Source organism: Pseudoxanthomonas sp. G3 (genome assembly GCF_057654715.1).
The window spans coordinates 2,813,769-2,834,473 of sequence record NZ_CM172805.1; the positions used below are offsets into that span (position 1 = coordinate 2,813,769).

Consider the following 20,705-nt stretch of genomic DNA (forward strand, 5'->3'; position numbering starts at 1 on the left):
ATCACCAGCTTGACGCAACCCATTGAATGCCCCATAATTTCCGGCTCGATTACCCGTCTTCCGTTCAACCCCTGAATTCTCTCAGGTATTCACCAGGAATCCCACTGTGGCCAATATCAAGTCCGCCAAGAAGCGCGCCAAGCAGACCGTCGTGCGCAATGCGCGCAATGCCGGTCAGCGTTCGATGCTGCGCACCGCCGTCAAGAAAGTCCTCAAGGCCCTCGACGCCAATGACGCCGCTGGCGCCCAGGCTGCGTTCGTGTCGGCCCAGCCGATCCTCGACCGCCTGAGCTCGCGCGGCCTGATCCACAAGAACAAGGCTGCCCGCCACAAGAGCCGCCTGAACGCCCGCATCAAGGCGCTGCAAGCCGCCTAATCCAGCGGTACACGGACGCGAAGACACGAAACCCGCCGGAAGGCGGGTTTCTTTTTGCCCGACCGCCGCCGGATCCTGCACGAGTCGACGGACAAGGAAAACCCGCCTTCCGGCGGGTTCCGACGTCAGCCCCGGGCGGCTTCTTCGGCCTCTTCACGCTGGCGGTCGAAGAAAGCCATCACGTCTTTCATGATCGGCCAGGTGCCTTCGCGCGAGATGGCCGAGACCTGGTACCACGGCTGGGTCCAGCCCAGCTCGGCGATGATCTGCGCCGCGCGCTCCTTGGCCTCGTCCTCGAACATCAGGTCAGCCTTGTTGAGCACCAGCCAGCGCGGCTTCTGCAGCAACTCGGGGTCGTGCTTCTCGAGCTCGCGCTCGATGGCACGCACCTGCTCGACGGGATCGATGCCTTCCACGCCGCCTTCCATCGGCGCCATGTCCACCAGGTGCAACAGGATGCGCGTGCGCTGCAGGTGGCGGAGGAACTGCGCACCCAGGCCGGCACCATCGGCAGCGCCTTCGATCAGGCCCGGGATGTCGGCAATGACGAAGCTGCGGTGCGCTTCGACGCTCACCACGCCCAGGTTCGGATAGAGCGTGGTGAACGGGTAGTCGGCCACCTTCGGCGTCGCCGCCGAGACGGCGCGGATGAAGGTGCTCTTGCCCGCGTTCGGGAAGCCCAGTAGGCCGACATCCGCCAGCAGCTTGAGCTCCAGTTTCAACAGGCGCTCCTCGCCCTCCTCGCCCGGCGTCGCCTTGCGGGGCGCACGGGTGATGGAGCTCTTGAAATGCATGTTGCCCAGGCCGCCCTTGCCGCCTTTGGCCACCAGCAGGCGGTCGCCATGCTGGGTGAGGTCGCCGATCACTTCGTCGGTGCTGACGTTGGTGACCACGGTGCCGACCGGCACGGTGATGGTCAGGTCTTCGCCTGCCTTGCCATACATCTGCCGGCCCATGCCGTTCTCGCCACGCTGGGCGCGGAACGTCGTCTGGTGGCGGAAATCGACCAGCGTGTTGAGATTCTCATCGGCCAGCAGCCAGACGCTGCCGCCACTGCCGCCGTCGCCGCCATCGGGGCCGCCCAGCGGAATGAACTTCTCGCGGCGGAAGCCTACGCAGCCGTTGCCGCCATTGCCGGCGGTGACCAGGATTTCAGCTTCGTCTACGAGTTTCATAAGAGCCGGGAGTGGGGATTCGGGAGTGGGGAATCGAAGAAGCAGGTGCGCTGCACGGTCATTCCAGGCCTCGAAACGAAAAGCCCCGCACGCGGCGGGGCCCTTCGCGACGCGTGTGCGCGAAGCCTCAGGCTTCCGCCACCACGCTGACGGTACGACGCTTCTTGGCGCCCTTGATCGAGAACTCGACCTTGCCGTCGACCAGTGCGAACAGCGTGTGGTCGCGACCCAGGCCGACGCCCGGACCCGGATGGAACTGGGTGCCGCGCTGGCGGATGATGATGTTGCCCGCATCGATCGCCTGACCACCAAAGACCTTGACGCCCAGCATCTTCGGATTGGAGTCGCGGCCGTTGCGCGAGGAACCTACGCCTTTTTTGTGTGCCATGACTGCTTCTCCTTACTTGGTGATGCCGGTGATTTCGATTTCGGTGTAGTGCTGCCGGTGACCCTGGCGCTTCATGTGGTGCTTGCGGCGGCGGAACTTGATGATGCGGACCTTATCGGCGCGGCCGTGGCCGACGACCTTGGCGGTCACGCTGGCGCCCTTCAGGGCGTCGCCCAGGCTGATGGTTTCGCCATCGCCCAGCATCAGGATGTTGTCGAAGGTGATCTCGTTGCCGGCTTCGGCCTCGAGCTTCTCGACGCGGAGCGTCTCGCCCTTCATCACGCGGTACTGCTTACCGCCAGTGACTACGACTGCGTACATGTGGATTCCTTGGTTTCTGTAGTTATTTTCTGGAGCCTGCCTGCCATCGAGGGCGGACAGAAGCGGAATTCTAGTGGATTCATGCGGTTAGGGTCAACCACCCCCGCCCCATGGCCCAGCGACACCGATTGCGGGCGGAACCCGCCCTGGACCCCCTCATAGACTGGTCGGCTCGATCCACTCTGCTAGTACAAGCTCTTGAAAATCATGCACTTGCCCACATGTCTCTTCGTGCCGCTCTGATGGTACGTCGCAGGCGTGCCTGCATGCGGGCTGCCGCCCACCTCAGCCGCTTCCCATAGCTCCTCCCTCGCTTCCCTGCTCCTTTCCCGCGTATCCCTGCATTGGTGCGGGGGCTATTTGCCCCCATCTGAGCAGATCGCTACGCTTCCTTGTTCGCTTTCCGGATCCCCCACCCGATGGCCATGGACTTCATCCGCATCCGCGGCGCGCGGACGCACAACCTCAAGAACATCGACCTCGACCTCCCGCGCGACAAGCTGATCGTCATCACCGGCCTGTCCGGCTCGGGCAAGTCGTCGCTGGCGTTCGACACCATCTACGCCGAAGGCCAGCGCCGCTACGTGGAATCGCTGTCCGCGTACGCGCGGCAGTTCCTGTCGGTGATGGAAAAGCCTGACGTCGACCACATCGAAGGCCTGTCGCCGGCGATCTCGATCGAGCAGAAATCGACCAGCCACAACCCGCGCTCCACGGTCGGCACGATCACCGAGATCTACGACTACCTGCGCCTGCTGTACGCGCGCGTAGGCCTGCCGCGCTGCCCGGACCACGGCTATCCGCTGGAAGCACAGACCGTCAGCCAGATGGTCGACCAGGTGCTGGCGCTGGATGGCGAGCAACGCTACATGTTGCTGGCGCCCGTGATCCGCGAGCGCAAGGGCGAGCACGCACAGGTGTTCGACCAGCTGCGCGCGCAGGGTTTCGTCCGCGTGCGCGTGGACGGCGAGCTGTACGAGATCGACGCCGTGCCGGCCCTGGCGTTGCGCCAGAAGCACACCATCGAGGCGGTGATCGACCGATTCCGCCCGCGCGAAGACCTCAAGCAGCGCTTGGCAGAGAGCTTCGAGACCGCGCTGAAGCTCGGCGACGGCATGGCCCAGGTCATGTCGCTGGACCAGCCAGACACCGCCCCGCTGCTGTTCTCGTCGAAATACTCCTGCCCGGTCTGCGACTACTCGCTGCCGGAGTTGGAACCGCGCCTGTTTTCGTTCAACTCGCCGGTGGGCGCCTGCCCGACCTGCGATGGGCTGGGCGTGGCGCAGTTCTTCGATCCCGCGCGCGTCGTCGTCCATCCCGAGCTGTCGCTGGCCGCCGGGGCGGTGCGCGGCTGGGATCGTCGCAACGCGTACTACTTCCAGCTGATCGCCTCGCTGGCCAAGCACTACCGCTTCGATGTGGATGCCCCTTGGCAGTCGCTGCCGGAAGGCGTGCAACAGGCCGTGCTGTACGGCAGCGGCGAAGAGGTCATCACCTTCACCTACCTCACCGAATCGGGCGGCCGCACGCAGCGCAAGCACCGCTTCGAGGGCATCGTGCCGAACCTCGAGCGCCGCTACCGCGAGACGGAATCCCCCGCGGTACGCGAGGAACTGGCCAAGTACATCAGTGACCGTCCCTGCCCCGATTGCCTGGGCGCGCGCCTCAACAAGTCTGCGCGCAACGTGTTCGTCGCCGACCGTCCGCTGCCGTCGCTGGTCGTGCTGCCGGTCGATGAGGCGCTGGCGTTCTTCCGCAGCCTGGACCTGCCCGGTTGGCGCGGCGAGATCGCCGCCAAGATCGTCAAGGAAATCGCCGAGCGGCTCGGCTTCCTGGTCGATGTCGGTTTGGATTACCTCACCCTCGAACGCAAGGCCGACACGCTGTCGGGTGGCGAAGCGCAGCGCATCCGCCTGGCCTCGCAGATCGGCGCCGGCCTGGTCGGCGTGATGTACGTGCTCGATGAACCCAGCATCGGCCTGCACCAGCGCGACAACGAGCGCCTGCTGGCCACTCTGACCCGCCTGCGGGACCTCGGCAATACGGTGATCGTCGTCGAGCACGACGAGGACGCCATCCGCATGGCCGACTACGTGCTCGACATCGGCCCCGGTGCCGGCGTGCATGGGGGCGAGATCGTCGGCCAGGGCACGCTGGACGACCTGCTGAAAGCGCCACGTTCGCTGACCGGCCAGTACCTCTCGGGCAAGCGCCAGATCGAGGTACCGAAGGCGCGCCACAAGGCCAACCCTAAGATGACGCTGCACCTGCGCGGCGCCACCGGCAACAACCTGAAGGACGTCGACCTCGACGTGCCGTCCGGCCTGTTCACCTGCATCACCGGCGTGTCCGGCTCGGGCAAGTCGACGCTGATCAACGACACCCTGTACGCGCTGGCCGCCAACGAGATCAACGGCGCTTCGCACAAGCCGGCGCCGTACCGCGAAATTGAAGGCCTGGACCTGTTCGACAAGGTGGTCGACATCGACCAGTCGCCGATCGGGCGCACGCCGCGCTCCAATCCGGCGACCTACACCGGCCTGTTCACACCCTTGCGCGAGTTGTATGCGCAGGTGCCGGAAGCGCGCGCGCGCGGTTATTCGCCGGGCCGTTTCAGCTTCAACGTGCGCGGCGGCCGCTGCGAGGCCTGCCAGGGCGACGGCATGATCAAGGTCGAGATGCATTTCCTGCCGGACGTGTATGTGCCCTGCGACGTCTGCCACGGCAAGCGCTACAACCGCGAGACCCTGGAGATCCTATACAAGGGCTACAACATCAACGACGTGCTGGAGATGACGGTCGAAGATGCGCTGACCCTGTTCGAACCGGTGCCATCGATCGCGCGCAAGCTGGAAACGCTGGTCGACGTTGGCCTGAGCTACGTCAAGCTGGGCCAGAGCGCGACTACGCTGTCCGGCGGCGAGGCGCAGCGCGTCAAGCTGTCCAAGGAACTGTCGCGGCGCGATACCGGTCGCACGCTGTACATCCTGGACGAGCCCACGACGGGCCTGCACTTCCACGACATCGAACACCTGCTCGCGGTGCTGCACAAGCTGCGCGACGAAGGCAACACGATCGTCGTGATCGAGCACAACCTGGACGTCATCAAGACCGCGGACTGGGTCGTCGACCTCGGGCCGGAGGGTGGCCACCGGGGCGGGCGCATCCTCGCCACCGGCACGCCGGAGGACATCGCGGCGCATCCGGAATCGCACACCGGGCGCTTCCTCGCCAAGCTGCTGCCCGCTGCCAAGGCGCCCAAGCCCACGAAGCCGGCAGCTGTCGCCAAGCCCGACGTGCTGCCGCCGCGCAAGTCCGCCACCAAGACCACGAAGAAGAAGGCCGCGCGATGAGCGACTCCCACGACGCCAGCCGCAAGTTGCTGGCCAAGATCCCGATCAGCGTGCGCTGGCGCGACATGGACAGCATGGGTCACGTAAACAACGCCAAGTACATCTCGTACCTGGAGGAAGCGCGCGTGCGCTGGATGCTGACCGTGCCGGACGTGTCGATGACCGACCGCATCGCACCGGTCGTGGCCGCGAACAACATCAATTACAAGCGGCCGCTCACCTGGCCGAATGATGTGGTGGTGGAACTCTACGTCGACCGCCTCGGCACCAGCAGCGTCACCATCGGCCATCGCATCGTCTCGGCGAAGGACGACAGCGTGCTGTATTCCGATGGCAACGTGGTGGTGGTCTGGATGGACACGCAGACGGGCCATAGCGCGCCCCTGCCCTCTGCGATCCGAGCGGCGTCGGAGGCGTAGCGCGTTCCTGACCCCTGTAGGGGCGCCGTCACGCCCCTCCTTTACCCATGCGGGGACGCCGCTGGCTTGGGCGGTGCCCTTATGAGCACCGCGTGCTTATGCGTTCCGGCCGGTGTTTCCAAGTCCGCAGGTTTGTCGCTCTTCCGGTCGCGGCTGACGTCGCTCCTGCAGACGCCTGGCGGCTCAGGGAGCCGACTTGCGTACCTCGAACACCACCGGCAGCGTCCGCCCATCGGCCAGCTTCAGCGTGATCACCGGCTTTTCCCCCGCGACCAGCGGTTGATACGGGCCATGCAACATCAGGTGCAGCCCGCCCGGCTTCAGTTCAGCGGCCTTGCCGGGCGCGATCGGGAGTGTCGCCACTTCACGCATGCGATTGACACCGTTTTCTTCGCGCGTCTCGTGCAGCGACACGTCGTCGAACGCGAGACTCTCGGCCCCTACGATGCTCACCGACGCCTTGCAGGGATTCTCGATGCGGGCGAAGCCGGCCATCATCGGCATTGCGACCGGGGGCAGGCGGATCCATGCGGCCTTGGCGACGGGCAGGCACTCGGCTGCCACGGCGGTCGCCGCGCACGACACCAGCAGGACGGACAGGCAAAGCGTTTCGACGCAACGGTTCATGCGCCTATGATACTGACCTGACTCGGGGAGAAATGAATGACCGGACTCATCGAAACCGTCGACCACGCCGACATCCGCGAGATCCGGCTGGCGCGCGCGCCGGTCAACGCCCTCAACACGGACCTGTGCCGTGCCCTGATCGACGCGCTCAACGCCGCGCTCGACCAGGGCGTCCGCGGCATCGTGCTGGCGGGCAACCCGAAGATCTTCTCCGCCGGCATGGACGTGCCCTATCTGATGTCGCTGGGCGATGACCGAAAGGCCCTGCTGGACGCATGGCAGGCCTTCTTCGGTGCCGCGCGCACGCTGGCGGAGTCGCGCGTGCCGGTGGTGGCCGCGATCACCGGCCATGCGCCGGCAGGCGGTTGCGTGCTGGCGCTGTGCTGCGACTACCGCGTGATGGCGCGCAGCCCGGATCCGGCGCGCCCGTTCGCGCTGGGCCTCAATGAAACCCAGGTCGGCCTGGTGGTGCCGGAGGGCATCCAGCGCCTCATGCGACGCGTGGTCGGTCCCTACCGCGCCGAGCGCCTGTTGGTAGCCGGCGAAATGGTGCCAGCCGAGCACGCCTTGGAGATCGGCCTGGTCGACGAACTGGTCGACCAGGACACCGTCACCGCGCGTGGCGTCGATTGGCTGCGACAGCTGCTGCGGCTACCACATCACCCGATGCTGCAGACCCGCGCGCTCGCGCGCCGCGACCTGGTGGAAGCGCTGGACCCAGCCCTGATCCAACTCGAGCGCTTCGTCGACGCCTGGCACGCGCCCGATACGCAGGCCGCCTTGCAGGCGCTGATCGACAAGCTCAAGAAGTAGCGCCGCGCTTCAGGTGCCGCGTGCGATCGGGCGGGCAGGATCGCCGATCCAGCCGCTCCAAGAACCGGGGTAGACGCGCGCGCCCTGCAGGCCTGCATGCTCGAACGCGAGCAGCAGATGGCAGGCCGTCACCCCGGAGCCGCACATGAGGACGGCATCCGCGGGAGAGCGATGCCCGAGCAGCGACGATAATTCGGCACGGAGTTCGTCGACCGGCTTGAAGCGCCCGTCGCGCAGGTTCTGCGAGAACGGAAGGTTGACCGCGCCGGGCACGTGGCCCGCGACAGGATCGATGGGTTCGATCTCGCCGCGAAAGCGTTCGCCTGCGCGCGCATCGATGAGCCAGGCGCCCGCCTCGCCCAGCCGCGCCACGATGTCTTTCGCGTCGACAAGCTGGCCTGGGTCGAATTGCGAGGGATACGCCCCGACCGCCACCGGCGCCGACGCCTCCGCCGTCTCACTTCCACCCGCTAGTCGCCAGGCCGCGACACCGCCATCAAGCACGGCAACGCGTGTGTGGCCCAGCAGTTTCAGCAGCCACCACATACGTGCGGCCGCCATGCTGCCGTCGCCCGCGTCATAGACCACGACTTGATGCGAGGGCCCGATGCCCCATTCGCCCAGCTTGCGTGCAAACGCCTCACTGTCGGGCAGCGGATGCCGACCTGCACCGATTTTCGAGAGGTCCGACAAGTCCTGATTGAGATCCGCATAGACGGCACCCGGCAGGTGCGACGCGACGTACGCCTGTCGCCCCGCATCGGGCGCCGCGTTGAGCATCACGAAACGCGCATCCACCAGCCGCAGATCCGGATCACCCAGGGCAGCGAACAACGTGGGTGCATCGACCAGCGTTGTCCAGTTCATGCCAGTTGCTCCAGGCGTTGCCGCAAGTTGAACAGGATGGCGGCGGTCGCACCCCAAATGCGCTGCCCGGGCCAGTCGTACTCGAGCACGACGCGACGGCGGCCGCGATAGTCGATCTCCACGCGGCGCAGGTTGTCCGCTGCCAGGAGGTAATCCAGCGGCACCTCGAACACATCGGCCACTTCGCCCGGTGCCGGCGTCGGCACGAACGCGGGATCGATCACCGCGACGACCGGCACGACGCGGAAGCCGCTGATCGTCGTGAACGGATCGAGGAAGCCCAGGGGCACGGCCTGCGAAGCCTGCAGTGCGATTTCTTCGCGACTCTCACGCAATGCCGCCGCCACGACGTCGGCATCGGTAGGCTCGATGCGCCCGCCCGGAAAACTCACCTGCCCGCCGTGATGCCTCAGGCCGTCCGTCCTTCGCGTCAGCAGCACCTGCGTGCCGCTCTCGCGCGGCACGAGGCCGGCGAGCACCGCGGCTTCCGCCAGCGGGCCCGGCGGCAACAGATCGATGAGCTCGTCCTGGTTCCAGCCTGGCATGCGCGGCACGGCGCCGAGCGGATGCAGGGCACGCTGCAGGCGAACACCGTCGCGCAGCTGTTCGACGAGCGGCACCCGCGTGCGTTCGCGCGCGGGCAGCACGGACTCCATCAGGCGCAGGCGTTCGTCATCGTTCATCTGCGACCAGCGTGCGATCTCCGAAGTGGTGCGCAGGCAGCCCTGGCAGAGGCCGGCATCGTCCAGCGTGCAGACGCCGATGCACGGGCTGAGCACGGCGCGGAAAGCGGTATTCATGTCGTCGGACACCTGCGGAGGGTAGCGCGAAAACGTGCCCTGCCGCGAAAAGCACTGCGCCGGCACGAGGCCGGCGCAGGGATGGAACAGTCAGACAGGCTTACCTGGCACTGACCAGCTTGATCTCGAACACCACCGCCACGTTCGGCGGGAAACCCGTGCGCGGGTCCGCGCCATAGGCCTTGTCCGGCGGTAGCGCGACTTCCCACTTCGAGCCGACCGGCATCTGCAGCAGCACGTCGCGCATGGCCTGCATCTCGATGGCACTGACCTTCACGTCCTTCATCTGCTGCGGTGGACGCGCTTCGGTCGGACGCTGGCCGAACGGGTAGGCACCCGCAACCTGCAGTTCCACCGTGCTCGCCTGCGTGGGCTTGGCGCCGGTGCCGTTCTCCAGCACCTTGTAGGCCACACCGCTGGGCAGCAGCTTCACGCCCGGCTGGCCCTTGAACGTCGCGATGAACTGGTCGCTCTTGGTCTTGTTCTCGGCCGCGACCTTGTCGTACTCGGCCTTGGCCTGCTGCGCGCGGGCCTGCTCGCGCTTCTGGAAGGCCTCCAGGGCGGGCTTCAGCTGCTCGCTGGTCAGGGCAGGCTTCTGCTTGGCATACGCATCCTGCAAGCCCTTGACCACGGAATTGATATCCAACTGCTCGCCACGGGCGGTCAGCTCGGCCAGGTTGTTGCCATAGTCGTAGCCGAAGTAATAGCTCAGCTTGCCCTTCTCGGACGAGACGTCCTGGGCCAGGGCGCTACCGGCCATGGCGAATGCCGCAACAGCGACCACTAACGAACGCAACTTCATCAACACACTCTCCGGGATGGGCGGCATACCGCCTGGAATGGACGCGATAGGATAGCGGCCGGGGCGCTTAACCGCCACTGACAGCAGGCTGCTCTGACCGGCTCTCTGCGGCGGAGTTCCCGCTTTACCGAAAATTTACAAAACCACTGAAAATCCCATGTCAGAAAGCCTTGTTCTCGTTAGCGATGCCGATGGCATCCGCCGCCTCACTGTCCATCGTCCCGACAAGCTGAACGCTCTGAATGCCGCCACGCTGGATGCGTTGCAGGCCGCGTTCACGGCCGCGGCCGAAGACACCTCCGTGCGTGTGGTCGTGCTGTCCGGCGCCGGTCCGAAAGCCTTCGTGGCCGGGGCCGACATCGCTGAAATGGCCGACTTGCGGGCCACCGAAGGCCGCGATTTTTCGCTGCGCGGCCAACGCTTGATGCGCACCATCGAGACCTTGCCCAAGCCGGTCATCGCGATGGTCAACGGGTTCGCCCTCGGCGGCGGGCTGGAACTGGCCATGGCCTGCCACCTGCGCATCGCCGCGGACACCGCCAAGGTTGGACAGCCGGAGATCAACCTGGGCCTGATCCCAGGCTTCGGTGGCAGCCAGCGCCTGCTGCGGTTGGCCGGCCGTGCCGCCACGCTGGAACTGTGCCTGCTGGGCGCCCCGATCACCGCAGAGCGAGCCCTGCAGTTGGGCATCGTCAATCGCGTGGTGCCGGCGACCGAACTCGAAGTAGAAACTTTGAAGGTGGCCGCGCAACTCGCCGCCTCGGCACCGCTCGCCCTGCGCGCGACGCTGGAGGTGGTGAATGTCGGCGGCGAGTGCGGCATCGAGGAAGGCCTGCAGTATGAAACCGCGCAGTTCGGCCTGATGTTCGCCACCGATGACATGCGCGAGGGCACCCGCGCCTTCATCGAACGCCGCAAGCCCCACTTCACCGGCCGTTGAGGCGCATGGCCACGTTCTGCCCCGGCTGCGAACAGGCCCGCATGCTGACCCGCCTGCTGGTCGACGACGCCATCGATGCCGCGCTGGACACCGGCCTCATGGGGTGGGTGCAGTGTCCCGGCGAATGCGCCGATCCGGCGTACGTCGAGGCGATCACCCGCGCGCAGGTCCGCTTGCGCACGGCGTGGGCAGCGCGAGAGCGCTATCGCCAGCGCGCAGCACGACTGGCACGCCGTGCCGCCGAACACGAGGCGCGACGCATCGCGGCGCAACCCAGCGGACCCGCCGTGCCCGTCAGGCCTGCGCTGCCCGCCGCTGCCGCCGCCGTGCTCGAGCGCGCGCGCGCCAAGGCCGCGGAGCGCACGAAGCCATGAGCGCGGTGCGACGGAGCCCAACGCTCAAGCGCGATGAAGTGGTGGAACTGTTTTCGCGGCTGCGCGAACTCAATCCGCATCCGACCACGGAACTCGAGTACAGCACGCCTTTCGAGCTACTGGTCGCGGTGACGCTCTCCGCGCAGGCGACCGACGTGGGCGTCAACAAGGCGACGCGAAGGCTGTTCCCCGTCGCCAACACGGCGGCGGCGATTCTCGCCCTCGGCGAAGACGGATTGAAGAAATACATCGCCACCATCGGCCTGTTCAACGCGAAAGCGAAGAACGTCATCGCCACCTGCCGGATCCTGGTGGACGACTACGGCGGCGAAGTGCCGCGCTCTCGCGAAGCACTGGAAAGCCTGCCTGGCGTGGGACGCAAGACCGCGAACGTGGTGCTCAACACCGCGTTCGGCGAACCGACCATCGCCGTGGATACGCACATCTTCCGGGTCGCCAACCGCACCGGGCTGGCGCCCGGCAAGGACGTGCGCGCGGTAGAGGACAAGCTGCAGAAAGTGGTGCCGGCGGAGTTCATGCAGGATGCGCATCACTGGCTCATCCTGCACGGACGCTACGTGTGCAAGGCGCGCAAACCGGACTGCCCGCAGTGCGTGATCCGCGATATCTGCCGCTTCAAGGAGAAGACGGCACCCTGACGCAGCGTGCGCCACGTGCACCGCATCGCGTCGGTGGAATCCTCCGGATTGTGCGCGCGGCGCACGATCCGGTGTCGCGCTCCATGAGGGTGAACCGCGATCCTGCCGATTCAAGGACAAGGACATCGCCCGACGTAGCGTGCGCCATGCGCACGGCATCGCCTCGTCGGAATCCTAGCGATCTTGCACGCGGTGCACGCTACTGTGCGTCGCGCTCGATGAAGGGTTTGCGCGGCATGCGCTCATCGCGCATCGCGGCGTGGTAGGCGAACGACGCGATGATTGCCGCCGCCTGCTTCAGATCCTCCGGCACCACATGGTCGTACGTGTCCAGGTGGGTGTGGTGGACATGGGTGAAGTAGTCCGCCGGGTCCTGCACGAACTGGAACCCCGGCAGGCCCACGCGATCGAACGAAATATGGTCCGTGCTGCCGGTGTTGCGGGTGGTCACGACGGTGGCGCCGATGTCGGCGAACGGCTCCAGCCAAGCCTTGAAGATCGGCACCGCGGCGTGGTTCTCCTGCGCGTAGATGCCGCGGATGCGGCCGGTGCCGTTGTCGAAGTTGAAGTAGGTCGAGAAGTGGTCGTACCCGCGCTGGCGCTGCAGCGGGCCAGTGCCGCGCTGGTAGGCGCGGGGAAGCGCCTTCTGTTCCGGATCAGTGGGCGCCGGATAGTCGGCCAGGTAGCGGGCGACATAACCAGCCGAACCGTGCAGCCCCTGCTCTTCGCCACCCCACAGGCCCAGCCGGATCGTGCGGCGCGGCTTCACGCCGATCGCCCTGAGGATGCGCATGGCCTCCATCATCACGACCACGCCGGCGCCGTTGTCGCTGGCGCCGGTGCCGGTGTGCCACGAGTCCAGGTGCGCGCCGATCATCACCACCTCGCCCGCCTTGCCGCCCGTGCCCGGGATCTCGGCGAAGGTGTTGGTGGCCGGCAGGTCCTGCTCACTCGTGAAGCGGGAATCGACGTCGATGCGCAGCCGCACTGCCTGCTTGGCCTGCACCGCACGCACCAGCGGGTTGTAGTGTTCGGTGGGCAGGACCAGCTCGGTGACGCCGACCGGCTCGTCGGCCTTGCGCGCGCCGCCGCCGGTGGCGCGGATGATGCCGTTGTCCCACGCGCTCAGCGACAGCGTCGCCAGCACGCCTTCATCGGCAAGAAAGGCATTCAACGCCTTGGTCAGGGCCTGGCGCTTGCGGTACTCCTCGAGGCGTTTCTCCTGGGCATCGGGTGCAGCGTCTTCGGCGATGGGGAAGGTCTGTAGTTCGCCCAGCTCGGCTTCGCTGTAGCGGCGGAAGTCGGCCTTCTCTGCCGGCTTATAGGCGCGCGCATCATCCAGCAGCACGATCTTTCCGCGCAGCTTGCCGCGCTGCTTGTCGATGTCCTCCAGCGTCTTGAACGCGGCCAGGACCACCTCGCCTTCCACCGGGCCATCGGTACCGCGCGTCCAGGCCTTCGGCAGTGCATGCACCGGCGCCCGGCGCGGCGACACCATCTCCACGCGCGAGGACTCGAACGCCCAGCCCCGGCCGAAGGCCGGATCGAAAACCTCCTCGTGCACGTTGGACAAACCCCAGGCGGACAGCTTTTCGCGCGCCCACGCGCTGGCGAGGGTGTAGTTGGGCGAACCCGTCAGGCGCGGGCCGACGGTTTCGGTGAGCGCCTTCAGGTTGGCCGCCGCCTGCGAGCGGTTGAAGGCCTCGTGCCGGATCTTCGCGACCACATCCAGGTCCACCGGCTCGGCCGCCTGCCCCTCTCCCGCCATCACGCACATCGCCGCCCAGGCGACGATCATCAGCCGCTTCATCCAGCCCCCTGATTGAAAAGGATCCCCATCCCTGTGATCCACCGCATGCGCCATGGACCGCCCCGCAGTGTCCCTGCTGGACCAGATGGGTACCCCTGCCAATGGTCATGGTCGGTGGCCGGAAAGGCGAAGGCCCGGGATGCGATCCCGGGCCTTCGTGCCGTGCGAGCGACGCGGATGCGCCGCGCGGCTTACCAGGCGAACTGCGTGCGCAGCGCGTACTGGGCGGTCTCGTCGCCGGTGACTTCGTTGTCGCCCTGCGTGTAGTTGAACATGAAGCGCAGGTTCGGATTGACGTAGTAGTTCACGCCGAGGATCCAGCTGGTGACTTCGCGGTTCAGCGTTTCGTTCTCGACGTAGTCATAGCGACCGGTCAGCTCCCACAGGCCCTTGTCGGCGACCTTCGGCGAACCGAACACGCCGGTGGCGCCCTTGTAAGGCTTGTGCCCGCCGTTGAGCATGAAGCTGCCCTGCACGTAGTACGTGGTCACGTCCTGGTCGCGGCCGAGCGGCTGGCCGAAGGTTGCATCGGCGTACTCGGCCTGGAAGAAGGCCGGACCGAACGAACCGGCGGCTTCCACCGCCATCACGTCGACGGTGTTGCGGCTGGCACCGGTAGTGGTGGCGATCACCTGCGAGGGACCGCGACGGCCGGCGTAGTTCGAGGTGGCGACCAGGTCGGCCGACCCCAGGTTGTTGTCTTCGAAGCTGTACCACGCACCGAAGTGCAGCGTGTTGTTGTCGGTGTTGATCGGCGCATATGTCACGCGGCCGGCGGCGCCGACGCCCTCATTGCGCGTGCCCGCAGCACCGCGCAGGTTGAATACGCTCAGGCCCGCGGTGTAGTTCTCGCCGGCGCGCAGGTAACCCACGCCCTGCTGGAACTGGCGGCCGGAGAACAGGCCTGTGGCCGAGGCGAACGGACGCTCCATCGTCAACAGTTCGTTGGAGCTGGTCAGCTCTTCCATGGCGCGGTAGGGCTTGAAGTGACCAATCGTGAACTTGCCGCCCAACGCCGACTTGGCGATGTAGACGTCGCGGAAGCCGTCGAGGCCGCCGCCCGCACCGAAGTCGTTCTCCATCTTGTATTCCCAGCCGTAGGCCTTGCCCTGCAAGGTCAGACGCGCGCGACGGAACTCCGTTGTGCCGGTGGTGCTGGCGAGGTCGCGATCGAACGCGTAGGTGTCGAAGTGGATGCGGCCGCCGACGGAGGCTTCGAACTTGCCATCGGCCGAGGTGATCTTGAGGCCGCCCTTGGTGTCGACCTTCGGCGAGCCGGTGTTGAGCTTGTCCAACTGCGCGGCGGTATCCAGGTTGACGTCGGACTGCGCGTCGGTGCGCTCTTCCAGCTCGGCCACCTTGGCCGACAGCGCTTCCAGCTGCGCCTTCAGTTCGGCGATCGTCTGATCGCGGGAGTCGGCGGCGGACGCCGAGAAACTGGTGCTGCCCATGGCGACGGCGAGCGCGGCGGCCAGGAGGGAATAACGCATGGTGACTCTCCGAGTGGAAGTTAAGTAAGAGCGCAGGCTTCGTGGGCGCCCGCTCCGCTTCCGAGATCACCTTCGGAAATCATTAAGCGCCCGTCAAAGATGCGCTAAAGGATGGGAGTGAAATCTTGCAGTCACATGTGCGTTTCGTGACCGTAATGTGACAGGCGCGCCCTCCACGCGTTCATCCGGCAACGCGGGATTCGGCCACCTCATAAATGAGAGCTCAGGACGCGTCGATGAGTCTCCGGGTCTGTCGCGCGAGTGGCAGTTGCGCTCGGGCGCCTTTTCCTGACGCAATCGGGCCGGATCGCGCATCGTCACGGGACTGTCTTAATCGCGACACGGGGCTGTCACAGAAACGTCGTGGAATGGCCACCCAACGGGCACGCCCGTGCCTTCCACCCTGCCTTCTCCCAGGAGACTTCCGTGTTGAACTCGATCAAATCCCGCGTGGCGCTGCTGGCGCTGGCGTCCGCCTTCTCCACGCAGGCGTTCGCGGCCGACGTGACCGGCGCCGGTGCGTCGTTCGTGTATCCGGTGATGACCAAGTGGTCGGCCGACTACGCCAAGGCCACCAACAACCGCGTGAACTACCAGTCGATCGGTTCGGGCGGCGGTATCGCGCAGATCAAGGCCGGCACGGTGGACTTCGGCTCGTCCGATGCCCCGCTGAGGCCCGAAGAACTCGCCAAGTACGGCCTGGCCCAGTTCCCGTCGGTGATCGGCGGCGTGGTGCCGGTGCTGAACGTGGCCGGCCTGAAGCCGGGCCAGCTGAAGCTGGACGGCCCGACCCTGGCCAACATCTTCCTGGGCACCATCAAGACCTGGAACGACCCGGCCATCGCCGCCCTCAACCCGGGCCTGACCCTGCCGGCGCAGCGCATCACCGTCGTCCGTCGCTCGGACGGTTCGGGCACCACCTTCAACTTCGTCAACTACCTGTCCAAGGTCAGCCCGGAGTGGAAGAGCAAGGTCGGTGAAGGCACCACCGTGCAGTGGCCGACCGGCGTGGGCGGCAAGGGCAACGAAGGCGTCGCCGCGTACGTGAAGCAGATCAAGGGCGGCATCGGCTATGTCGAACTGTCCTACGCGCTGCAGAACAAGATGGCCTATGCCAGCCTGAAGAACGCTGCCGGCCAGTTCGTGCAGCCGAGCGAAGAGAGCTTCGCCGCGGCGGCCGCCAGTGCCGAGTGGGGCAAGTCGAAGGACTTCTACCTGGTGATGACCAACGCCCCGGGCGCGCAGTCCTGGCCGATCACCGCCACCAACTTCATCCTCATGTACAAGGCGCCGAAGAAGGGCAACAAGGACGCCCGTGATTTCTTCCGCTGGGTCTACGCCAATGGCGACGCCCAGGCCAAGTCGCTCGACTACGTGCCGCTGCCGCCGGCGCTGGTGCAGCAGATCGAGACGTACTGGAAGGCGAATCTGAAGTACTGATCGCAGCACCGCCGGCACGGTCTCTCCCCGTGCCGGCACCGGGTTGCGCTCCCTCCCGCGCAGCCTCATCCGGCGGGCCTTCGGGCCCGCTTTCTTTTGTCTCCCCAGCTGTCGCATGACACCCCGAGACGCACATGTCATCAAGCCGTAACAAAAACATCATTTCATAGCGTGGATCACAAACGACCCGTCTGGAGCGCCCATGCACGTCCGTAATGCCCGCCTGGCCACGCTGGCCCTGGCCACCGCCTTGTTCGCCGCTGCCTGTGGCGGAAAGACCGATGCTCCGGCTGCGACCGCGGGTACCGAAGGCGCCGCCGCGACCGCGGAGGGCGCGCAGAAGATCTCGGCCGAGATCACCGGCGCCGGCGCGTCCTTCATCTATCCGCTGATGGCACGCTGGTCCACGGACTACAACAAGGCCACCGGCGCGAAGATCAACTATCAGTCGATCGGTTCCGGCGGCGGCATCGCGCAGATCAAGGCCGCGACGGTCGACTTCGGTTCCTCCGACAAGCCGCTGTCGCCGGAAGAACTGGCGCAGGCCGGCTTGGGCCAGTTCCCGTCGGTGATCGGCGGCGTGGTCCCCGTCATCAATGTGGAAGGCCTGCAGCCGGGCCAGCTGAAGCTCAACGGCACCGTGCTGGCGGACATCTTCCTGCACAAGATCACCACCTGGAACGACCCGGCCATCGTCGCGTTGAACCCGGGCGTCACCCTGCCGACCGGCAAGATCAACACCGTGCACCGTTCCGATGGGTCGGGCACCACCTTCAACTTCGTCAACTACCTGTCCAAGGTCAGCCCGGAGTGGAAGAGCAAGGTCGGCGAAGGCACCAGCGTCAACTGGCCGGGCGGCGTCGGCGGCAAGGGCAACGAAGGCGTGGCTGCCTACGTGCGCCAGCTGAAGGGCTCCATCGGCTACGTCGAACTGGCCTATGCCGAGCAGAACAAGATGTCTTACGCCTCGCTGCAGAACGCGGCCGGCCAGTTCGTGCTGCCCACCGCCGAGAGCTTCGCTGCCGCCGCGGCCAGCGCCGACTGGGCTAATGCGAAGGACTTCAATCTCGTCATCACCAACGCGCCGGGCGAGCAGGCGTGGCCGATCACCGCCACCAACTTCATCCTGGTCTACAAGCAGCCGAAGGACGCCGCGAAGGCCAAGCACACACTGGATTTCTTCAAGTGGGCGTACGAACAGGGCCAGGCGCAGGCGAACGAACTGGACTACGTGCCGCTGCCGCCTGAACTGGTCGGCCAGATCGAGCAGTACTGGAGCACCGAGATCAAGCTCTGAGTCGTCCGCACCGGGCCGCCGTGATGGGCGGCCCGGTGTCATCACGCGGTAACGACGTACCCGTGCACTAGCCAGACCGCCCTACCGCCCTCCCCCACCCTTCGGGTTGCATGAACGCCACTGCCCTCCCCGCTTCCCTGACGGACGTGCGCACTGCGAAAGACGCGCGCGCCGACAGGCTGTTCCGGCTCACGCTGACCGGTGCCGGCCTGTTCGTCCTGGTCTCGCTGATCGCCGCCGCCTTGTCGATGCTGTGGGGTGGCCGCGAAGCCCTGCAGACCTTCGGCCTGGGGTTCTTCACCAGCACCGAGTGGAACGTCGGCACGCGCGAATTCGGCGCACTGGTGCCGATCTTCGGCACGCTGGTCAGCGCCGGCATCGCCATGCTGATCGCGGTGCCGGTGAGCTTCGGCATCGCGGTGTTCCTCACCGAAGTCGCACCGGCCTGGCTGCGCGGCCCGGTCGGCATGGCCATCGAACTGCTGGCCGGCATTCCCTCGATCATCTACGGCATGTGGGGCCTGTTCGTGCTGGCGCCGCAGCTGAGCGAACACGTCTACCCCTGGATCAACGACAACCTCGGCCAGCTGCCGCTGGTCGGCGTGCTGCTGTCCGGTCCGCCGCTGGGCATCGGCATGATGACCGCCGGCCTGGTGTTGGCGATCATGGTGATCCCCTTCATCTCGTCGGTGATGCGCGAAGTCTTCCTGACCGTGCCGGGGCGCCTGAAGGAATCGGCCTACGCGCTGGGCTCGACCAAGTGGGAAGTGGTCTGGGACATCGTCCTGCCCTATACCCGCTCGGCGGTGATCGGCGGCGTGTTCCTCGGCCTGGGCCGCGCGCTCGGCGAAACGATGGCGGTCACCTTCGTGATCGGCAACGCCTATGCCATCAGTCTCGCCCTGCTGGAACCGGGCACTTCGATCGCCGCGACGATCGCCAACGAGTTCGCCGAAGCCACCGACCCGCTGCACAAGGGTTCGCTGTTGCTGCTGGGCTTCACGCTGTTCGTGCTGACCTTCATCGTGCTGGCGATCGCGCGCCTGATGCTGCGCCAACTGGCCAAGCGGGAGGGCAACTGATATGTCCACGTCCCTCTACACCTGGCGCAAGGTCAAGAACGGCGTGGCCCTGACGCTGTCCATCGCCGCCGCCCTGTTCGGTCTGATGTGGCTGGTCTGGATCCTCTGGACGACGATCACCAAGGGCATGGGCAGTCTGAACCTGGACCTGTTCACCCAGATGACGCCGCCGCCGAACGAACCGGGCGGCCTGGCGAATGCGCTGTTCGGCAGCGTGGTGATCAGCCTGCTGGCCATCGTGTTGGGTACGCCGATCGGTATCGCCGCCGGCACTTACCTGGCCGAGTACGCCAACAAGCACTGGCTGGGCGAGACCGTCCGCTTCGTCAACGACATCCTGCTGTCGGCGCCGTCCATCGTGCTGGGCCTCTTCATCTACACCGTGATGGTGGCGCAGATGGGCCACTACTCGGCATGGGCCGGTGCGGTCGCGCTGGCATTCATCGCGCTGCCGGTGATCGTGCGTACCACCGACGAAATGCTCCGCCTGGTGCCGCAGCAGATGCGTGAGGCCGCGCTGTCGCTGGGCGTGCCGCAGTGGAAGGTCACCACCCAGGTGCTGATGCGTTCGGCGCTGCCGGGCATCGTCACCGGCATCCTGCTGGCGCTGGCGCGCATCAGCGGCGAAACCGCGCCGCTGCTGTTCACCGCCTTCAACAACCAGTTCTGGAGCACGGATCTCAACCAGTCGATGGCCAACCTGCCGATGGTCATCTTCCAGTACGCGATGAGCCCGTACGACTCCTGGAACTCGCTGGCCTGGGCCGGCGCCTTCCTCGTGACCGCCCTGGTGCTGATCCTCAGCTTGATCGCCCGCACCATCCTTCTTCGAAACAAGGTGACCCATGAATGACGCCGCCCGCATTGCCGTGGTGACGCCGCAGCGCCACGACGAACACGCCGCGCCCGCCAGCGTGAAGCTGGCCGCCAAGGGCCTGGATTTCTACTACGGCGATTTTCATGCGCTGAAGAACATCAACCTGGAGATTCCGGAAAAGCGCGTTACCGCGCTGATCGGTCCGTCCGGCTGCGGCAAGTCCACCCTGCTGCGCGTCTTCAACCGCATCTACTCGCTCTACCCGAAGCTGCACGCCAAGGGCGAAGTGTTGCTGGACGGCGAGAACATCCTGGATGCCAAGTACCCGATGAACCGCCTGCGGAGCAAGGTGGGCATGGTTTTCCAGAAGCCCGTGCCGTTCCCGATGACGATCTACGAAAACGTCGCCTACGGCATCCGCCACCACGAACGCCTCAACAAGGCCGACATGGACGTGCGCGTCGAACAGGCGCTGCGCCAGGCCGCGCTTTGGGAAGAAGCCAAGGACAAGCTGAAGCAGAGCGCGCTGGGACTCTCTGGCGGCCAGCAACAGCGCCTGTGCATCGCGCGTGCCGTCGCCCTGCGTCCGGACGTAATCCTGCTGGACGAGCCTACCTCGGCGCTGGACCCGATTTCGACCAGCAAGATCGAACAGCTGATCGAAGAACTGAAGCACCAGTACACCATCGCCATCGTGACGCACAACATGCAGCAGGCGGCGCGCGTGTCGGACTACACGGCCTTCATGTACCTGGGCGAGCTGGTCGAACACGACGCCACGTCGACGATCTTCTCCAACCCCGGCAAGCAGCAGACCGAAGACTACATCACCGGACGTTTCGGCTGAGGACGCCC

The 20,705-nt window shown here is 66.1% G+C and carries 21 protein-coding genes; 12 read left to right on the forward strand and 9 right to left on the reverse strand.

Annotated features, from left to right (window positions below; all coding sequences use genetic code 11):
- Positions 1 to 106 precede the first annotated feature (106 nt).
- On the forward strand, positions 107 to 376 hold the full coding sequence (gene rpsT, locus AC23D6_RS13465) for a 30S ribosomal protein S20 (RefSeq protein ID WP_062355047.1): 270 nt from the start codon (positions 107 to 109) through the stop codon (positions 374 to 376).
- A 125-nt stretch (positions 377 to 501) separates the two neighbouring features.
- Here rpsT and cgtA read toward each other — a convergent pair whose 3' ends face one another.
- The 3 genes from cgtA to rplU form a co-directional block, all read right to left on the reverse strand.
- Entirely contained in the window at positions 502 to 1,551 is a 1,050-nt protein-coding gene (cgtA, locus tag AC23D6_RS13470) for an Obg family GTPase CgtA (protein ID WP_487749751.1), read from the reverse strand.
- A gap of 127 nt (positions 1,552 to 1,678) precedes the next feature.
- Positions 1,679 to 1,939: a 50S ribosomal protein L27 gene (gene rpmA, locus AC23D6_RS13475; RefSeq protein ID WP_056878362.1), complete on the reverse strand. Its 261-nt coding sequence runs from the start codon at positions 1,937 to 1,939 to the stop codon at positions 1,679 to 1,681.
- Between the two features lie 12 nt (positions 1,940 to 1,951).
- Positions 1,952 to 2,260, reverse strand: a complete 309-nt coding sequence (gene rplU, locus AC23D6_RS13480; RefSeq protein ID WP_062355039.1) for a 50S ribosomal protein L21 — start codon at positions 2,258 to 2,260, stop codon at positions 1,952 to 1,954.
- Positions 2,261 to 2,679: 419 nt separating this feature from the next.
- On the opposite strand from rplU, the gene uvrA reads away from it, so the two are divergent.
- Together uvrA and AC23D6_RS13490 are read left to right on the forward strand one after the other, a co-directional pair.
- Positions 2,680 to 5,613 carry an excinuclease ABC subunit UvrA gene (uvrA, locus tag AC23D6_RS13485; protein ID WP_487749752.1) on the forward strand — a complete coding sequence of 978 codons (2,934 nt, stop codon included), beginning with the start codon at positions 2,680 to 2,682 and terminating at the stop codon, positions 5,611 to 5,613.
- A complete protein-coding gene (locus tag AC23D6_RS13490) occupies positions 5,610 to 6,032 on the forward strand; it encodes an acyl-CoA thioesterase (protein ID WP_487749753.1) in 423 nt (140 codons plus the stop codon). The genes uvrA and AC23D6_RS13490 overlap by 4 nt, the downstream gene beginning before the upstream one ends.
- A 183-nt stretch (positions 6,033 to 6,215) precedes the next feature.
- On the opposite strand, the gene AC23D6_RS13495 is transcribed toward AC23D6_RS13490, so the two are convergent.
- On the reverse strand, positions 6,216 to 6,725 hold the full coding sequence (locus tag AC23D6_RS13495) for a copper chaperone PCu(A)C (RefSeq protein WP_487749754.1): 510 nt from the start codon (positions 6,723 to 6,725) through the stop codon (positions 6,216 to 6,218).
- Here AC23D6_RS13495 and AC23D6_RS13500 point away from each other — a divergent pair.
- Positions 6,696 to 7,472 (forward strand): enoyl-CoA hydratase/isomerase family protein, encoded by a 777-nt coding sequence (locus AC23D6_RS13500; RefSeq protein ID WP_487749755.1) that lies wholly within the window; start codon positions 6,696 to 6,698, stop codon positions 7,470 to 7,472. The genes AC23D6_RS13495 and AC23D6_RS13500 overlap by 30 nt on opposite strands.
- A gap of 9 nt (positions 7,473 to 7,481) precedes the next feature.
- Here the strand turns inward: AC23D6_RS13500 and AC23D6_RS13505 are convergent, their stop codons facing one another.
- The 3 genes from AC23D6_RS13505 to AC23D6_RS13515 all read right to left on the reverse strand — a co-directional run bounded on the left by AC23D6_RS13505 (position 7,482) and on the right by AC23D6_RS13515 (position 9,941).
- Positions 7,482 to 8,339 carry a sulfurtransferase gene (locus AC23D6_RS13505; RefSeq protein WP_487749756.1) on the reverse strand — a complete coding sequence of 286 codons (858 nt, stop codon included), beginning with the start codon at positions 8,337 to 8,339 and terminating at the stop codon, positions 7,482 to 7,484.
- Entirely contained in the window at positions 8,336 to 9,139 is an 804-nt protein-coding gene (locus AC23D6_RS13510) for an NUDIX hydrolase (RefSeq protein ID WP_487749757.1), read from the reverse strand. Before AC23D6_RS13510 ends, AC23D6_RS13505 begins: the two co-directional genes overlap by 4 nt.
- A gap of 100 nt (positions 9,140 to 9,239) precedes the next feature.
- Complete coding sequence (locus AC23D6_RS13515) at positions 9,240 to 9,941, reverse strand: FKBP-type peptidyl-prolyl cis-trans isomerase N-terminal domain-containing protein (RefSeq protein ID WP_487749758.1); 702 nt, start codon at positions 9,939 to 9,941, stop codon at positions 9,240 to 9,242.
- Positions 9,942 to 10,098: 157 nt separating this feature from the next.
- Here AC23D6_RS13515 and AC23D6_RS13520 point away from each other — a divergent pair, with 157 nt between their 5' ends.
- From AC23D6_RS13520 to nth, 3 genes are read left to right on the forward strand one after another with little or no spacing between them, the layout of a single operon-like run.
- Positions 10,099 to 10,881, forward strand: coding sequence for an enoyl-CoA hydratase/isomerase family protein (locus AC23D6_RS13520; protein ID WP_487749759.1), 783 nt, complete (start codon positions 10,099 to 10,101; stop codon positions 10,879 to 10,881).
- A gap of 5 nt (positions 10,882 to 10,886) precedes the next feature.
- On the forward strand, positions 10,887 to 11,255 hold the full coding sequence (locus AC23D6_RS13525) for a hypothetical protein (RefSeq protein WP_487749760.1): 369 nt from the start codon (positions 10,887 to 10,889) through the stop codon (positions 11,253 to 11,255).
- Positions 11,252 to 11,914, forward strand: a complete 663-nt coding sequence (gene nth, locus AC23D6_RS13530) for an endonuclease III (protein ID WP_487749761.1) — start codon at positions 11,252 to 11,254, stop codon at positions 11,912 to 11,914. The genes AC23D6_RS13525 and nth overlap by 4 nt, the downstream gene beginning before the upstream one ends.
- Before the next feature lie 199 nt (positions 11,915 to 12,113).
- On the opposite strand, the gene AC23D6_RS13535 is transcribed toward nth, so the two are convergent.
- Both AC23D6_RS13535 and AC23D6_RS13540 read right to left on the reverse strand, forming a co-directional pair.
- The gene (locus AC23D6_RS13535; protein ID WP_487749762.1) at positions 12,114 to 13,724 is read right to left on the reverse strand and encodes a M28 family metallopeptidase; all 1,611 of its coding nucleotides are present in this window, start codon (positions 13,722 to 13,724) and stop codon (positions 12,114 to 12,116) included.
- Between the two features lie 191 nt (positions 13,725 to 13,915).
- Positions 13,916 to 15,214, reverse strand: coding sequence for an OprO/OprP family phosphate-selective porin (locus tag AC23D6_RS13540; RefSeq protein WP_487749763.1), 1,299 nt, complete (start codon positions 15,212 to 15,214; stop codon positions 13,916 to 13,918).
- A 429-nt stretch (positions 15,215 to 15,643) separates the two neighbouring features.
- Between AC23D6_RS13540 and pstS (AC23D6_RS13545) the strand changes: the two genes are divergently transcribed.
- From pstS (AC23D6_RS13545) to pstB, 5 genes are all read left to right on the forward strand, one after another.
- Entirely contained in the window at positions 15,644 to 16,654 is a 1,011-nt protein-coding gene (pstS, locus tag AC23D6_RS13545; protein WP_487752639.1) for a phosphate ABC transporter substrate-binding protein PstS, read from the forward strand.
- A gap of 202 nt (positions 16,655 to 16,856) precedes the next feature.
- On the forward strand, positions 16,857 to 17,951 hold the full coding sequence (gene pstS / locus AC23D6_RS13550) for a phosphate ABC transporter substrate-binding protein PstS (protein ID WP_487749764.1): 1,095 nt from the start codon (positions 16,857 to 16,859) through the stop codon (positions 17,949 to 17,951).
- A 110-nt stretch (positions 17,952 to 18,061) separates the two neighbouring features.
- Positions 18,062 to 19,033, forward strand: coding sequence for a phosphate ABC transporter permease subunit PstC (gene pstC / locus AC23D6_RS13555; RefSeq protein ID WP_487749765.1), 972 nt, complete (start codon positions 18,062 to 18,064; stop codon positions 19,031 to 19,033).
- 1 nt (position 19,034) lies between these two features.
- Complete coding sequence (gene pstA, locus AC23D6_RS13560) at positions 19,035 to 19,886, forward strand: phosphate ABC transporter permease PstA (RefSeq protein ID WP_487749766.1); 852 nt, start codon at positions 19,035 to 19,037, stop codon at positions 19,884 to 19,886.
- A complete protein-coding gene (pstB, locus tag AC23D6_RS13565; protein ID WP_487749767.1) occupies positions 19,879 to 20,697 on the forward strand; it encodes a phosphate ABC transporter ATP-binding protein PstB in 819 nt (272 codons plus the stop codon). The genes pstA and pstB overlap by 8 nt, the downstream gene beginning before the upstream one ends.
- The last annotated feature ends 8 nt before the right edge of the window (positions 20,698 to 20,705 follow it).

Bases quoted from the DNA above. Each gene is read 5' to 3' on its own strand.
- pstS (WP_487749764.1), top strand. From the start codon at position 16,857: ATGCACGTCCGTAATGCCCGCCTGGCCACGCTGGCCCTGGCCACCGCC.
- rplU (WP_062355039.1), bottom strand. From the start codon at position 2,260: ATGTACGCAGTCGTAGTCACTGGCGGTAAGCAGTACCGCGTGATGAAG.
- rpmA (WP_056878362.1), bottom strand. From the start codon at position 1,939: ATGGCACACAAAAAAGGCGTAGGTTCCTCGCGCAACGGCCGCGACTCC.
- AC23D6_RS13500 (WP_487749755.1), top strand. From the start codon at position 6,696: ATGACCGGACTCATCGAAACCGTCGACCACGCCGACATCCGCGAGATC.
- pstA (WP_487749766.1), top strand. From the start codon at position 19,035: ATGTCCACGTCCCTCTACACCTGGCGCAAGGTCAAGAACGGCGTGGCC.
- AC23D6_RS13510 (WP_487749757.1), bottom strand. From the start codon at position 9,139: ATGAATACCGCTTTCCGCGCCGTGCTCAGCCCGTGCATCGGCGTCTGC.
- nth (WP_487749761.1), top strand. From the start codon at position 11,252: ATGAGCGCGGTGCGACGGAGCCCAACGCTCAAGCGCGATGAAGTGGTG.
- AC23D6_RS13525 (WP_487749760.1), top strand. From the start codon at position 10,887: ATGGCCACGTTCTGCCCCGGCTGCGAACAGGCCCGCATGCTGACCCGC.
- AC23D6_RS13535 (WP_487749762.1), bottom strand. From the start codon at position 13,724: ATGAAGCGGCTGATGATCGTCGCCTGGGCGGCGATGTGCGTGATGGCG.
- pstC (WP_487749765.1), top strand. From the start codon at position 18,062: ATGAACGCCACTGCCCTCCCCGCTTCCCTGACGGACGTGCGCACTGCG.
- AC23D6_RS13520 (WP_487749759.1), top strand. From the start codon at position 10,099: ATGTCAGAAAGCCTTGTTCTCGTTAGCGATGCCGATGGCATCCGCCGC.
- AC23D6_RS13490 (WP_487749753.1), top strand. From the start codon at position 5,610: ATGAGCGACTCCCACGACGCCAGCCGCAAGTTGCTGGCCAAGATCCCG.
- cgtA (WP_487749751.1), bottom strand. From the start codon at position 1,551: ATGAAACTCGTAGACGAAGCTGAAATCCTGGTCACCGCCGGCAATGGC.
- AC23D6_RS13515 (WP_487749758.1), bottom strand. From the start codon at position 9,941: ATGAAGTTGCGTTCGTTAGTGGTCGCTGTTGCGGCATTCGCCATGGCC.
- pstB (WP_487749767.1), top strand. From the start codon at position 19,879: ATGAATGACGCCGCCCGCATTGCCGTGGTGACGCCGCAGCGCCACGAC.
- AC23D6_RS13505 (WP_487749756.1), bottom strand. From the start codon at position 8,339: ATGAACTGGACAACGCTGGTCGATGCACCCACGTTGTTCGCTGCCCTG.
- AC23D6_RS13540 (WP_487749763.1), bottom strand. From the start codon at position 15,214: ATGCGTTATTCCCTCCTGGCCGCCGCGCTCGCCGTCGCCATGGGCAGC.
- uvrA (WP_487749752.1), top strand. From the start codon at position 2,680: ATGGCCATGGACTTCATCCGCATCCGCGGCGCGCGGACGCACAACCTC.